This window comes from Salinicola lusitanus, from assembly GCF_003206045.1.
Classification (GTDB): Bacteria; Pseudomonadota; Gammaproteobacteria; order Pseudomonadales; family Halomonadaceae; genus Salinicola; species Salinicola lusitanus.
This window is the reverse complement of record NZ_PZJM01000009.1, coordinates 56,633-69,452: the sequence shown is the minus strand read 5'-3', so window position 1 is coordinate 69,452 and position 12,820 is coordinate 56,633. Positions and strand designations below refer to the sequence as shown.

Genomic DNA, 12,820 nt, shown 5'->3' with positions numbered 1-12,820 from the left:
GGTTGGGTGGTGCGACGTTGGAGTGGCTCGACGGTGCTAGTCGACCGGCAGGCGGGCGACGGTGCCACCTCCGCTCAGGCGATGTGGCAGGCGCACGGAGCGGCTGCTTCCGCCGCCGAGGGCATTGAGCAGTTCATGGCAGGCCTGGCTGCCGATCTCGCTGCTGGGTTGGTGGACGCTGGCCAGCGACGGCACCATCAGCGCGCCGAAGGCCATGCCGTCGAAGCCGCAGACGGAAAGGTCGTCCGGCACGCGCAGACCCAGGGTCGCCAACTCCGCGATCACCGAGGCGGCCAGCAGATCGTTGGAGCAGAACAGGGCGGTGGGCGGCCTGGGCGAGGAGAGCAGGCTCCTCAGGCGATCACGATCCGCCGCGGTATGCCGGGGCATCGAGACATGGGTGGGTGCGGGTAGATCCAGGCGGGCCGCGCGATCCAGGACGCCGTCGAGACGCTTCGACGCCCGGTCGGAGGCGTCCAGCGGCCCACTGATCATGGCGAGCCGGCGGTGACCGCTGGCGGCCAGATGCTCGACCATGTCGCCGGCGGCGGCGAGATTGTCGACGCTGACGAACGGATGCCGATCGCTCTCGTTATAGGCGAGCACGAACGGCAGGCCGCTGGCGGTGAGCTCGGCCAGCGTGGCGCTGCGTGCCGGGTCGGCAACGGTCAGGATCATGCCCTCGACACGGTGGTCGAGCAGGCTGTGCGCGGCCGCCCGCTCGCGTCGACTGTCGTACCCGGTGGTCGCCAGCATCACGCTGTAGCCCGCTTTCAGCGCACGCTCCTCGGCACCCTCGAAGCAGGCGGCAAAGACCGGATTGGACATCGTCGGCAGCAGTAGCCCCAACGTGCGGGTGCTGCCCGATCGCAGGCTACTGCCCACCTTGCTGGGCCGGAAACCGAGCTGCCTGGCAGTAGCGAGTATCCGCTCGCGAGTGGCGTCGCTGAGCAGCTCCGGCCGGTTGAAGGCACGCGACACCGTGGCCGGGGAAACCCCGACCCGTTCGGCGATCTGGACCAGTGAGGGACGTGATGACGGCATGACAGCGACTTCGCCTGCAACCATGAAAACGTTTGCAGTCTGTCCTCGGCGTGTGACGTTGCCGTGACGCCGGGATGTCAATTGGGTGATGCCGATGGAACAGGCAGTAGGGAAGAGATAAGAGGAAGACGGCCGATCTCTAGGCGTGCAGGTAGTTCCCCGGCAGCCGCTCGGCGAGAAACTCCATGAACAGCCGCGCGCGCTGCGAGAGTGCGCTCTGGCGATAGTAGACGACATTGATGCGCTGGGTCCGGAACCGGGTTTGCTCGGGCAGCACGTCGACGAGAGCGCCGCTTCGGCGTGGGGCGAGGGTCATGTAGTCGGCGAGGCAGGCGATACCCTCGCCTGCGAGGACGAGCTCCAGTAGCGTGGGGCCGCTGGATGCCGAGAGCGAGGGCTTCACGTGAAACGGCTCGCCGCGGGCGTCGAGCAGCGGCCAGTCGTTGAGATGATCGAGCTGGCTGAAGCCGAGCAGGCTATGCTGCGCGAGATCGCCGACGCCGCGGGGCGCACCGTGAAGCCTGAGATAATCCGGGCTGGCCAGAAGACGCAGTGGACTGTGGCCCAGCGGCCTGGCATGCAGCGAGGAGTCCTCGAGCTCGCCAATACGGATGGCGAGATCGACGCGCTGTTCCAGCAGGTCGATGAAGCGATCGTGGGTGTCGAGTTCCAGGGTGATGCCCGGAAAGCGGTCGCGGAATTCGCCGATGATCGGCACGATCACGAACTGCATGAAGCTCGGCGCTGCGTTGATGCGCAAGCGGCCGCGGGGGCGGTCGTGGCGGTTGGCGATCGCCTCCTCGGCGTTGTCGACGGCGGCAAGAATCGCACGGGCGTGCCCCAGGAACGTCTCGCCCTCCTCGGTCAGCTCCAGGCGTCGCGTGGTTCGTCTCAGCAGCGTCGTCTCGAGCTTCCGCTCCAGCCGGTTGAGCGCGCGGCTGACACCGGAGACGGTCAGGCCGAGCCGTTCGGCGGCGGCGGTGATGGAGCCGCTGTCGACCACGGCGACAAAGGCTTGCTGCTCTTCCAGGGTGCTTTTCATCGCGTTGCCGCATTGCGAGGTTTTATTGATTTTAAATCAAAAGTGACTTGCCGTCCGGGTGGTTTATCCGTGGCAGTTTCTCGTCACAATGGCTCTCATTCCTCCGGGCTCGGTAGTTTCCGAGTGCGCATGACCAATATTGATGGAGAACCATTCGAGATGAAGATTCTATTGATCAACGGCGGCAAGCCGTTCGCCCATTCCGGCGGTGAGCTCAACAATACCCTCCACGCCGTCGCCGTCGCCCAACTGACCGAGCTGGGCCACGAAATCCGCGAGACGGTGATCGAGCAGGGCTACGACATCGACGCCGAGGTGCAGAACTACCTGTGGGCGGATGTCATCGTCTACCAGATGCCGGGCTGGTGGATGGGTACGCCCTGGAGCGTCAAGCGCTACCTCGATGAAGTCTTCACCGCCGGCCACGGCTCGCTCTATGCCAACGACGGCCGTTCGCGGCAGGATCCCACCAAGCAGTACGGCAGCGGCGGCCTGCTCCAGGGCCGGCGTTACATGCTGTCGTTGACCTGGAACGCGCCGCGGGAAGCCTTCGACGAGCCGGGCAACTTCTTCGACGGCAAGGGCGTCGACGGTGTCTATTTCGCATTCCACAAGTCACAGGCCTTCGTCGGGCTGGAAGGGCTACCGACATTCATCGCCAATGACGTCATGAAGATGCCGGACGTCGAGCGCCATACCGCCGAGTATCGCCGTCATCTACGGGAGATTTTCACCGACGTCGCAATGTCGACCCGTGGAGTCCACCCGACCGTCACCGCCTGAAGCGCATCGCCACGGCTAGGCAGTTGGGATGGAATTCACTTTGCCCGCGGCAGCGTGCCCAGCGTCGTCAGGACGAGTCTCGCCGACGCCCAGCCAGTAGACGATGGGGGCGAGCACACCGAAGGCGGCCAGGAACAGGAAGCCACCGGCGTAGCCGCTGGCTTCCACCACATAGCCCGCGACCAGGTTCGAACTGGCCGCCCCCAGGGCGAACAGGGTGCCGAGCACGCCCACCGTGACGTTGTAGCGTCCCGTCCCGTGGGTGAGGTCGGCGGCCACGATCAGCCACAGTACGCCGAAGACGCCGGCGCCGATCCCATCCAGCGCCTGCACCATCAGCAGCCATAGCGGGTCGTTGCTGACGGCGTAGAGTGCACCACGCAGCGGCAGGGCCAGCAGTCCGATCATGAAGACCGGCAGGCGGCCCCAGCTCATTGCCCGTCGGCCCGCCCACCACGCCACGGGAATCATCACCAGCTGCGCGATCACGATGCAGGCCGACATGTACAGCGAGGCGGCGTCGCGATCGCCAATGGTCAGATATTGCCCGACGAGCGGTAGCATCGCGGCGTTGGCAAAATGGAATAGCACCAGGGTCAGGCCGAGCATCGATATGCGGCGATTCTTCAGCACATGCAGGAGGCTCCCGTCGGCCGGCGATGTGCTCTCGGTCTTGCCGCGGGCGGCGGCGTGGTCGATGTCCGCCTCCCGGATCACGAGCACGCTGATCAGGCTGCCGAGCGCAAAGATCACCAGCGCATAGAACAGCCACTCGATACTCAGGAAGTGAGCCAGCGCGCCCGCCAGCAATGCCGAAACCACGTTGCCGGCATGGTTGAACACTTCGTTGCGACCCTGACGGTGCGGGAAGCGTCGATTACCGACCATTCCCAGGGTGATTGCCGCCACCGCGGGCAGCAGGAAAGCCGCACTCACCCCCATCAGCGCCTGAAATAGGACGATGGCCGGCAAATTGACGAAAGCCGGCTGGGTCATCAGCACGCTGCAGATGGCGACGACGAGTGTCGCCACAGCCACCAGCGCCCGCTTGAAGCGCGTGATATCCAGCAACATGCCCGCCGGGCTCTGTGCGAGCATCGTCGCGAAGGTCATCGCGGACATCGCCACGCCGATCTGTCCGGCGCTCCAGTCGTGGCGAGTCAACAGATAGATGCCGAGAAACGGCCCCACACCATCGCGAACGTCGGCCAGAAAGAAGTTCAGGCCATCCAGCCCGATTCGGCTACGCGCCGTGGGGTGGTGCGAGGTTGTCGTTGACATGATTTGCCATCTCGAGAGGTCGGTCAGCCGGTTTAACGAATATCGCGCAGATTCCCGGATATTGCTCGTGCTTTCCCGAGGGCCTCGGAGTGAGCCGAACGGCCGTCACCCGGAGCCGCCTGGTCGAGCGCGCCGACTGCCGACGCCGTCAGGGAGACCGTCGCCAACTGACCCTGGCGGTACCGGCGGTGACCGCAGCGCGAGCGGAATCGGGTATGCTGGGGTGATCGATAGCTTGCTCACGGTCAAGCCTTACTGGTCCACTCGAGGTGTCTCTCATGTCTTCCGTCGCTGCACATCCTGCCGAACGACCTTCACGTCCCACTGCCGATGCACTTCGAGCGCTGATCGCCGAGCTCGGGCCGATCCTCGGCGACCGGATCACCACGGCGGCGGGCATTCGCGAGCAGCACGGCCACGACGAGTCCTGGCACCATCCGGCCGCGCCGGATGCGGTCTGTTTCCCCCACACCAGCGAAGAGGTGGCTGCGGTCGTCACGGCCTGCGCTCGCCACCGGGTACCGGTGATCCCCTACGGGGTGGGTACCTCCATCGAAGGCCAGATCATCGCCGAACACGGCGGACTCAGCGTCGATCTTTCCGCCATGAATGCCATTCTCGAAGTTCGGTCGGAAGACATGGACGCCACCGTCCAGCCCGGGGTGACTCGCACTCAGCTCAACGCTCATCTGCGCGCCACGGGACTGTTCTTCTCCGTCGATCCGGGCGCGGATGCGAGCATGGGTGGCATGGCGTCGACCCGGGCCAGCGGCACCAATACCGTGCGCTACGGCACGATTCGCGACAATGTGCTGTCGATGACCGTGGTGATGCCGGACGGGCGTATCGTCAAGACCGGGACGCGGGCCCGCAAGTCCGCCGCCGGCTACGATCTGACCCATCTGATGATCGGTGCCGAGGGCACGCTGGGCATCATCACCGAACTCAACGTCAAGCTGCACGGGCTGCCGGAGGCGATCTCGTCGGCGACGGTGGCGTTCGAGGATGTCGCCGGCGCGGTCAACGCGGTGATCGCTTCGATCCAGTACGGCATCCCCATGGCGCGCATCGAGCTGATGGATGCGCTGGCGATGCAGGCGGTCAACCGCTTCTCCGGATTCGACTACGCCGAGAAGCCAACGCTGTTCCTGGAGTTTCACGGCACCCACGCCGGGGTGAAGGAGCAGGCCGAGACGATGCTGGAACTGTGCCAGGAGTTCGGCGGCAGCGATTTCGCCTGGGCGACGAAGGAGGAGGAGCGTCAGGCGCTATGGCAGGCGCGCCACGATGCCGCTTACGCGGCCAAGGCACTGCGCCCGGGGATGGAGTTTCTCGCGACCGATATCTGCGTGCCGATCTCGCAGCTCGCCGAGTGCATCGAAGCGACCCAGGCGGATGTCGCCGAGAGTGGCCTGATCGCGCCGCTGCTCGGCCATGTTGGCGATGGCAACTTTCATCTGGTCGTCGCGGTGGATCGCCATAGCGAACAAGAACTCGAGACACTGGCGGCATTCAACCGGCGCCTGATCGAACGTGCCCTGGCCGCCGGCGGCACCTGTACCGGCGAGCACGGTATCGGCACCGGCAAGCGTGCCTACATGGAAGCCGAACACGGTGAAGGGTGGGCGGTGATGCGTGCGATCAAGGCCGCCCTCGACCCGCTCGGCATCATGAATCCGGGCAAGCTGGTGTGACCTCGGCGCCGACCGCCAGCCCTCCTCAGGCGTTGGCGGAACGGGGCTCGGGCTCCAGCACCTGGGTGTGCAGCGTCCTGCCGTCGCTGTCTTTCAGCCGGATAGTCAGTGTCTCGCTCTCGCCATCCAGGTCGGCCTGGCCGAAGAACTGGTAGCCCGCCGAGGGCGGCAGGTTGGACTGGCCCTCGGGCGGGGCCTTGAAGAAGGTCACCTCGGGGCCAAAGGTGGCGTCCATCTCGCTGGGGCCGAAGGTGCCGGCGTGGAGAGGGCCGCTGACGAACTCCCAGAACGGTTTGAACGCCTTGAAGCTGGCGCGCTCCGGGGCGTAGTGATGCGCGGCGGTGTAGTGCACGTCGGCGGTGAACCAGACCACGTTGGCAATATCGTCGTCGCGAATGGCCTGGAGCAACCGCGCGATCTCCAGCTCGCGGCCAAGAGGCTGGCCGGGATCACGGTTGGCGATCGCTTCGAACTGATCGCCATCCGGGACCACCATGCCGATCGGCATGTCGGCGGCGATGATCTTCCAGGTCGCGTTGGAGTCGTTCAGCGCTTGCCGCAGCCAGCGGAACTGGTTTTCACCCAGGAACGCGGTGGCCGAGGACTCCTCGTCTTGCAGGTTGACGCTGTTGGGGCCGCGATAGCTGCGCATGTCGAGCATGAAGACTTCCATCCCCGGGCCGTAGGAGAACCGTCGGTAGATCCGTTGCGGGGCGGAAGCGGGCAGGCGGATCGGCATGTACTCGAGAAACGCCTGCCGGCCGCGGGCGGCGAGCAGCGCGACGTTCTTTTCCGTGTACCGGTCGTTGTCGAGGATCTCCTGCGGATACCAGTTGTTGGTCGTCTCGTGATCGTCCCACTGCGCCAGCATCGGCACTTCGGCGGCAAAGCGGCGGAAGTTGGCATCGAGATGGTTGTAGGCGTGCTGGCCGCGATATTCGTCCAGTGTCTCGGCGACCTTCTGCTTGGCCGGCGTGACGATATTGCGCCAGATACCGCCATCGGGGAGCTCGGTCTGCGCTTCCAGCGGCCCGTCGGCGTAGACCGTGTCGCCGGAGTGGATGAAGAAATCCGGCCGGACCTGGCGCATCGTTTCCCAGGTGCGCATGCCACCGCGGGATTCATCGATGCCCCAGCCCTGGCCGACCACGTCGCCGGACCAGACGAAGCGCAGGTCGCGCGGTGCGCTCGGCGGCAGTCGCAACTGCCCGACCACCGGCTCGCTGATCGCCCGTGGATCTCCCAAGGCCGCGAATCGCACCCGGTAGTGGACGGTGTCCATGCCTGTCAGCCCGGTCGCGTCGAGCTTGCCGATCAGGTCGGTGCTGGGCAGCACCTCGACTCCGGGCAACTGGCGCGCACCACGGAACTCCGGGTTGTCGGCGACTTCGATCAGCATTCGCGACGGCTGGCTTGCCTTGCCCCACAGCATGGCGCGATCCGTCAGCACGTCGCCGCTCATCACGCCGCCTTCCACCGTCGGGCGTCGGCCCTCGGCCAGCACGATCGCCGGGGCGCCGAGAAGAGCGATGCCCGCCAGGCCGAGCCCGGCGTGGCCGCTGGCGACCAGCAAGTCGCGTCGCGTGAAAGGCTTCGGCGGTGTCGTCATGTCTCGTCTCCTCGAGGGCTCGTCATCGATGAACGGCAGGCTAGCGCCGTCCCGTGACGCTTGCATGAAGCGGAGGTAGAGAGATGTGAAGAGACGTAACCGGAGGGGTGATGGTGAAGGTCGGCGGGGCGGCGCTATGCTGCAGAGGGCGGCGACGGAAAGCGGGAGCGCAGGGGAGGGGACAGATGATCAAGCGCATCGGCAATACCGATATCCAGCCACGCCACCGTGCACTCTGCCACTGCGGTGCGGTGGTGCTCGAACTCGAACTACCCGACGGCGTGGTCGATCCGCGTCGCTGCAACTGCTCGATGTGTCGACGCCGCGGCGCGATCGTGGCGAGCGTGCCGCTGGCGGGACTGCGCATCGTCAGCGGAGAGGAAACCCTGCGTCGCTATCAGTTCAACACCATGACCGCACGGCACTATTTCTGCAGCAACTGCGGTATCTACACTCACCATCAGCGGCGTTCCAATCCGGACCAGTACGGCTACAACATCGCCTGCCTGGAAGGCGTAGATCCGTTCGACCTGCCCGGGCCGATTCCGGTCGGCGATGGCGTGAATCACCCCGCCGACCGGTGATGGCCGGGTTGCGCCGCTCAGCGCGCCCGGGCGGCCCGCCAGGCGTGCAGCTTGCGGTAGCTCTCGAGCAGGCGCTGGTGGCGCTCGATACCGTCGAGCTCGAGGCTGGTCGGTGTCAGCCCGGGGAAGCGCACCGAGCCCTCCACCGCGCCGATGGCGTCCGCCATCTTCGCCTCGCCGAACATGCGGGTCAGATTGTGGCGGTAGTCGTCGAGATCGAGATCGTCGTCCAGGGCGATCTCGAGCACCGCCGACAGTGCCTGATAGAAGAGTCCGCGGTCGACGGTGTTGTCGTTGAACTGCAAGAACATCTGCGCGCCGTCCAGGGCGTCCTCGAGGCGCCCCAGCGCCAGTTGGATCAGCAACTTCAGCTCGGCGATGGTCAGCTCCGACCAGACGGTGTTGTCGTCGAACTCGATCCCGATCAGGGTGACGATCTTCATCTGCTCGTCGAGCTCACTCTCCTCCAGACGTTCGAGCAGGTCGTTCAGCTGCGCCTCGTCGAGGCGGTGCAGGGCGAGGATATCCTCGCGGAAGGCCAGTGCCATGTTGGTGTTGTCCCACACCAGATCCTCGACCGGATAGACCTCGGAGTAGCCGGGCACCAGGATGCGGCACACCGGGGCGCCTAGGTCATCGTGGAGGGCGACATAGGCCTCCAGGCCCTCCTCCTCGAGAATCGCGAACAGGCGCTCGGCCTCCTCGTCGTTCGTACCGGAGAAGTCCCACTCGACGAAGTCGACGTCCGCCGTGGCGCTGAAGAAGCGCCACGACACCACGCCGGAAGAGTCGATGAAGTGCTCGACGAAGTTGTTGGGTTCACTCACCGCCTGGGTGTTGAAGGTGGGCGGCGGCAGGTCGTTCATGCCTTCGAAGCTGCGCCCCTGCAGCAGTTCGGTGAGGCTGCGTTCGATGGCGACCGACAGGCTGGGGTGCGCGCCGAAGGAGGCGAACACGCCGCCGGTGCGCGGGTTCATCAAGGTGACGCAGGCGACCGGGAAGCGCCCGCCGAGCGAGGCATCCTTGACCAGCACCGGGAAGCCCTGGGCTTCCAGTGCCTGCACGCCTTCGAGAATCGTCGGGTACTGCGCCAGCACCGCCTCGGGCACGTCCGGTAGCGCGATCTCCTGCTCGATGATCTGGCGCTTCACCGCCCGTTCGAAGATCTCGGAGAGACACTGCACCTGCGCTTCGGCAAGGGTGTTGCCCGCGCTCATGCCGTTGCTGAGATAGAGGTTCTCGATCAGGTTGGAGGGGAACCATACCGTCTCGCCGTCCGAGTAGCGCTGAAACGGCAGCGAGACGATGCCGCGGTCGGTGCGTCCGGAGTTGGTGTCATACAGATGCGAGCCTCGGAGCTCGCCGTCCGGGTCGAAGATCGCGCGGCAGTGGTCGTCGAGAATCTCGCTGGGCAGCGCGTCGTCCGGCCCCGGCTGGAACCAGCGCTCGTTCGGATAGTGGACGAACTCGCTGGCGGCGATCTCGCTGCCGAAGAACTGATCGTTGTAGAAGAAGTTGCAGGAGAGGCGCTCGATGAACTCGCCCAGCGCCGAGCACAGCGCGGCCTCCTTGGTCGCTCCCTTGCCGTTGGTGAAGCACATCGGCGAAGCGGCGTCGCGAATGTGCAGCGACCAGACGTGGGGCACGATATTGCGCCAGGAGGCGATCTCGATCTTCATGCCGAGACGCTCGAGGATGCCCGTCATGTTGGCGATGGTCCGCTCCAGCGGCAGGTCCTTGCCTTCGATCCAGGTCTCCTGGCTCTCGCCGTCCTTGTCGAGCGAGCCGCCCATCAGCAGCGCCTGGGCGTTCTCGTCGATGTTCTCCACCGCCTCGATCTGGAACTCGGGGTTGTTCTGGATCACCCGCTTGACCGAGCAGCGCTCGATCGAGCGCAGAATGCCGGTGCGATCCTTGTCGGAGATGTCCGCCGGCAGCTCGATCTGGATGCGGAAGATCTGGTTGTAGCGGTTCTCCGGGTCGACGATGTTGTTCTGCGACAGCCGGATGTTCTCGGTGGGGATCTCGCGGGCGTTGCAGTAGACCCGCACGAAATAGGCCGCGCAGAGCACCGTGGAGGCGAGGAAGTAGTCGAACGGCCCTGGCGCCGAGCCGTCGCCCTTGTAGCGGATCGGCTGGTCGGTGATCACCGTGAAGTCGTCGAACTTGGCTTCCTGGCGCAGGTTGTCGAGATAGTTGACCTTGATTTCCATGGGGCGCACCGGGTTGCTGAATGGCGTGGCCCGAGCGTCGGCCGGGCGGATGCCGGCCATTATCCGGATTTCAACCGGTGGCGTCTTGGCCTGATGGGCATCGGTATGTAGGCTGCTATCGTTTGTGCCATAATTACGTTGCTATATTACCTTGGGCTGCGGCGTCGTTGACACGCCCACTTGCTCGGCGGAGCTGGTTCAGCCATTGTGATTTGAGTCCATGTCGCCCTGACAGCGGCATGAGAGCTCGCTTTATCGCTGTGAAACCCGATTGATAACTGGCGCTTCGGGCCCTCGGGTGGGTGACGGTCGACACCTGCCTGGCTTGCAGGCCGATATCGCTCACGCCTCCAAGGGCGTGACGTTGCGTAATAATACCGACTTCCCGTGACAGTCGAGGATGGCCAAGATTATGCCGAAGAATGATTTCCAGCCCGATAGACGTGCCCTGCTGAAGGGCTCGTTGCTGATGCTGCCTGCGATGGGAACGGGCATTGGCCTGATCGCGACAGCGGGCGCCGATGAGGCACCGCCGCATATCGATGACTACACGCCGACTTTTTTCTCCACCGAGGAGTGGCAGTTCATCCTGGCGGCCACCGATCGGCTGATCCCTGAAGACGAGACCGGCGCCGGCGCTCTGGGCACCAACGTCCCCATCTTTCTCGACCTGCAGCTCGGGAGCGAATACGGCAGCGCCGATAACTGGTACATGGAAGGTCCTTTCCCGAAGGGGGCGCCAGCCGCGTTCGGCTACCAACTGCCATTCACCCCGGCGGACCTCTATCGCTACGGCATCGCTGCCACCCGCAGGTATTGCCAGGACACCTATCAGGCCGACTTCCCCGAGCTGGAAGCCAAGCGTCAGATCGAGGTGCTGAGCGGTCTGGAAAACGGTGACATTCACTTCGCGCCGCAGCAGGGGCGCGAACTGCCGAGCGCCACGTTCTTTTCCTTTCTGCTCAAGAACACCAAGGAAGGGTATTTCGCCGACCCGCAGTACGGCGGCAACAAGCACATGGGCGGCTGGAAGATGCTGGGTTTCACGGGCGCGCGTGCCAGTTTCCGCGAGTGGGTCGATCAGTACGATCGACCCTATCCGCTTGGGCCGGTCAGCCTTTCCGGCGAGCGGGGATGAGCCGCTACCTGACGCTGTTGAAGAGCACGGCGTTTCCCGACACATTCAGGATAAGGAATCTCCCATGAGTCGTTCATGGAGCCAGGTCTCGGTTGGCATGCTGGCGATGGGGCTCGTCTCGGTCGCGCTGCCTGCTGTCGCCCAGGAGCACGGCAGTTCGGATGACGCCCAGATCGAGCGGGGCGCCTATCTCGCCCGAGCGGGTGACTGCGTCGCTTGTCACACTGCACCCGGTGGTACGCCGTTCGCCGGGGGGCTGGCGATCGACAGCCCGTTTGGGGCGATTTATTCGACCAACATCACCCCCGACAAGGACCACGGTATCGGCAACTACAGCCGCGATCAGTTTGCCGCGGCGGTGCGCCAGGGTGTGCGCGCCGATGGCGCCAACCTGTATCCGGCCATGCCTTACCCGGCTTACGCCAAAGTCTCCGATGAGGATATCGATGCGCTCTACGCCTACTTCATGCACGGCGTCGAGCCGGTCTCCGAGCAACCGACGAAAACCGATCTGAGCTTCCCTTTCAATCAGCGTTGGGGCATCGCTCTATGGGATTGGTTCTTCACCGATGACCCGACCACGGCAACTGCCCCCGGTGGGGAAGACCCGGTGGCTCGTGGTCGCTATCTGGTCGAGGGGCTGGGTCACTGCGGCAGTTGCCATACGCCGCGCGGGCTTGCGTACCAATCCAAGGCGCTCGACGACAGCGACAGCGACTTTCTTAGCGGCGCCAATCTGAATGGTTGGCTGGCCCCGGCCCTGCGTGGTGGAGACGGTGTCGCCGGCATGGGGATCTCCGACTGGAGCGAGGAGGAGATCGTCGAATACCTGGCGACGGGACGTAATGCCCACGCCGCGGTGGGCGGCGAGATGACCAGTGTCATCGAGCACAGTACCTCGCATCTGTCCGACGACGATCTTCAAGCGATAGCGGCCTATCTCAAGACGCTGCCATCGGTCGAGAGCGATACCCAGCACGCCTTCGATGCCACCGCCGATAGCGACACCGAGCAGCAGCTCACTGGCGCGACCGATCTCTCCGAGGGCGCCGAGCTCTATCTCAATAGCTGCAATGCCTGTCACTTTGCCAATGGCAAGGGTGCGCCTCGTGTATTCCCATCGCTGGTCGGCAACTCCCTGATCAATGCCGACGATCCCAGCGGCCTGATCCACACCATCCTCGCTGGCGCTGAGCTTCCCTCGACGCCCAAGGCCCCGGAGCGCTTGATGATGCCCGGTTTCGCCTGGCGCATGAGCGACGAAGAGGTCGCCAATCTCGCGACCTTCCTGCGGCAGGGCTGGGGTAACCAGGCCCCCGGCGTTTCCGCCGACCAGGTCGCTGCCGTGAGAAGCGAGCTCGACCCCGAAGAGACCCATAGCAGCCAACCCGACCCGGTCTACGCCGAGCCGAACGCCAGCGAACAGGAGTAA

General features: G+C 64.9%; 11 protein-coding genes. 6 read left to right on the top strand and 5 right to left on the bottom strand.

Annotated features, from left to right (window positions below; all coding sequences use genetic code 11):
- Positions 1-36: 36 nt before the first annotated feature.
- Both DOM45_RS13695 and DOM45_RS13690 read right to left on the bottom strand, forming a co-directional pair.
- Positions 37-1,044, bottom strand: a complete 1,008-nt coding sequence (locus DOM45_RS13695; RefSeq protein ID WP_205909468.1) for a LacI family DNA-binding transcriptional regulator — start codon at positions 1,042-1,044, stop codon at positions 37-39.
- Positions 1,045-1,183: 139 nt separating this feature from the next.
- Positions 1,184-2,086, bottom strand: coding sequence for a LysR substrate-binding domain-containing protein (locus DOM45_RS13690; RefSeq protein WP_110601392.1), 903 nt, complete (start codon positions 2,084-2,086; stop codon positions 1,184-1,186).
- A 159-nt stretch (positions 2,087-2,245) separates the two neighbouring features.
- Here DOM45_RS13690 and DOM45_RS13685 point away from each other — a divergent pair, with 159 nt between their 5' ends.
- Positions 2,246-2,869, top strand: coding sequence for an NAD(P)H-dependent oxidoreductase (locus DOM45_RS13685; protein WP_110601390.1), 624 nt, complete (start codon positions 2,246-2,248; stop codon positions 2,867-2,869).
- Positions 2,870-2,884: 15 nt separating this feature from the next.
- Here DOM45_RS13685 and DOM45_RS13680 read toward each other — a convergent pair whose 3' ends face one another.
- Complete coding sequence (locus DOM45_RS13680) at positions 2,885-4,150, bottom strand: MFS transporter (RefSeq protein WP_110601389.1); 1,266 nt, start codon at positions 4,148-4,150, stop codon at positions 2,885-2,887.
- A gap of 89 nt (positions 4,151-4,239) precedes the next feature.
- Between DOM45_RS13680 and DOM45_RS20075 the strand changes: the two genes are divergently transcribed.
- Together DOM45_RS20075 and DOM45_RS13675 are read left to right on the top strand one after the other, a co-directional pair.
- Positions 4,240-4,377: a hypothetical protein gene (locus DOM45_RS20075; protein ID WP_157958432.1), complete on the top strand. Its 138-nt coding sequence runs from the start codon at positions 4,240-4,242 to the stop codon at positions 4,375-4,377.
- Between the two features lie 51 nt (positions 4,378-4,428).
- Positions 4,429-5,844, top strand: coding sequence for an FAD-binding oxidoreductase (locus tag DOM45_RS13675; RefSeq protein WP_110601387.1), 1,416 nt, complete (start codon positions 4,429-4,431; stop codon positions 5,842-5,844).
- 25 nt (positions 5,845-5,869) lie between these two features.
- On the opposite strand, the gene DOM45_RS13670 is transcribed toward DOM45_RS13675, so the two are convergent.
- Positions 5,870-7,453 carry an alkaline phosphatase D family protein gene (locus DOM45_RS13670; RefSeq protein ID WP_110601385.1) on the bottom strand — a complete coding sequence of 528 codons (1,584 nt, stop codon included), beginning with the start codon at positions 7,451-7,453 and terminating at the stop codon, positions 5,870-5,872.
- Positions 7,454-7,638: 185 nt separating this feature from the next.
- On the opposite strand from DOM45_RS13670, the gene DOM45_RS13665 reads away from it, so the two are divergent.
- The gene (locus DOM45_RS13665) at positions 7,639-8,037 is read left to right on the top strand and encodes a GFA family protein (RefSeq protein WP_110601383.1); all 399 of its coding nucleotides are present in this window, start codon (positions 7,639-7,641) and stop codon (positions 8,035-8,037) included.
- A 17-nt stretch (positions 8,038-8,054) separates the two neighbouring features.
- Here the strand turns inward: DOM45_RS13665 and DOM45_RS13660 are convergent, their stop codons facing one another.
- Positions 8,055-10,250, bottom strand: a complete 2,196-nt coding sequence (locus DOM45_RS13660; protein ID WP_110602081.1) for an OsmC domain/YcaO domain-containing protein — start codon at positions 10,248-10,250, stop codon at positions 8,055-8,057.
- A 412-nt stretch (positions 10,251-10,662) separates the two neighbouring features.
- Between DOM45_RS13660 and DOM45_RS13655 the strand changes: the two genes are divergently transcribed.
- The gene (locus DOM45_RS13655) at positions 10,663-11,388 is read left to right on the top strand and encodes a gluconate 2-dehydrogenase subunit 3 family protein (protein WP_110601382.1); all 726 of its coding nucleotides are present in this window, start codon (positions 10,663-10,665) and stop codon (positions 11,386-11,388) included.
- A gap of 64 nt (positions 11,389-11,452) precedes the next feature.
- On the top strand, positions 11,453-12,820 hold the full coding sequence (locus tag DOM45_RS13650) for a c-type cytochrome (RefSeq protein WP_110601381.1): 1,368 nt from the start codon (positions 11,453-11,455) through the stop codon (positions 12,818-12,820).

What these genes read in the sequence shown, in the direction of transcription:
- DOM45_RS13695 (WP_205909468.1), bottom strand. Translation starts at nt 1,044, where the DNA reads ATGCCGTCATCACGTCCCTCACTGGTCCAGATCGCCGAACGGGTCGGG.
- DOM45_RS13690 (WP_110601392.1), bottom strand. Translation starts at nt 2,086, where the DNA reads ATGAAAAGCACCCTGGAAGAGCAGCAAGCCTTTGTCGCCGTGGTCGAC.
- DOM45_RS13685 (WP_110601390.1), top strand. Translation starts at nt 2,246, where the DNA reads ATGAAGATTCTATTGATCAACGGCGGCAAGCCGTTCGCCCATTCCGGC.
- DOM45_RS13680 (WP_110601389.1), bottom strand. Translation starts at nt 4,150, where the DNA reads ATGTCAACGACAACCTCGCACCACCCCACGGCGCGTAGCCGAATCGGG.
- DOM45_RS13675 (WP_110601387.1), top strand. Translation starts at nt 4,429, where the DNA reads ATGTCTTCCGTCGCTGCACATCCTGCCGAACGACCTTCACGTCCCACT.
- DOM45_RS13670 (WP_110601385.1), bottom strand. Translation starts at nt 7,453, where the DNA reads ATGACGACACCGCCGAAGCCTTTCACGCGACGCGACTTGCTGGTCGCC.
- DOM45_RS13665 (WP_110601383.1), top strand. Translation starts at nt 7,639, where the DNA reads ATGATCAAGCGCATCGGCAATACCGATATCCAGCCACGCCACCGTGCA.
- DOM45_RS13660 (WP_110602081.1), bottom strand. Translation starts at nt 10,250, where the DNA reads ATGGAAATCAAGGTCAACTATCTCGACAACCTGCGCCAGGAAGCCAAG.
- DOM45_RS13655 (WP_110601382.1), top strand. Translation starts at nt 10,663, where the DNA reads ATGCCGAAGAATGATTTCCAGCCCGATAGACGTGCCCTGCTGAAGGGC.
- DOM45_RS13650 (WP_110601381.1), top strand. Translation starts at nt 11,453, where the DNA reads ATGAGTCGTTCATGGAGCCAGGTCTCGGTTGGCATGCTGGCGATGGGG.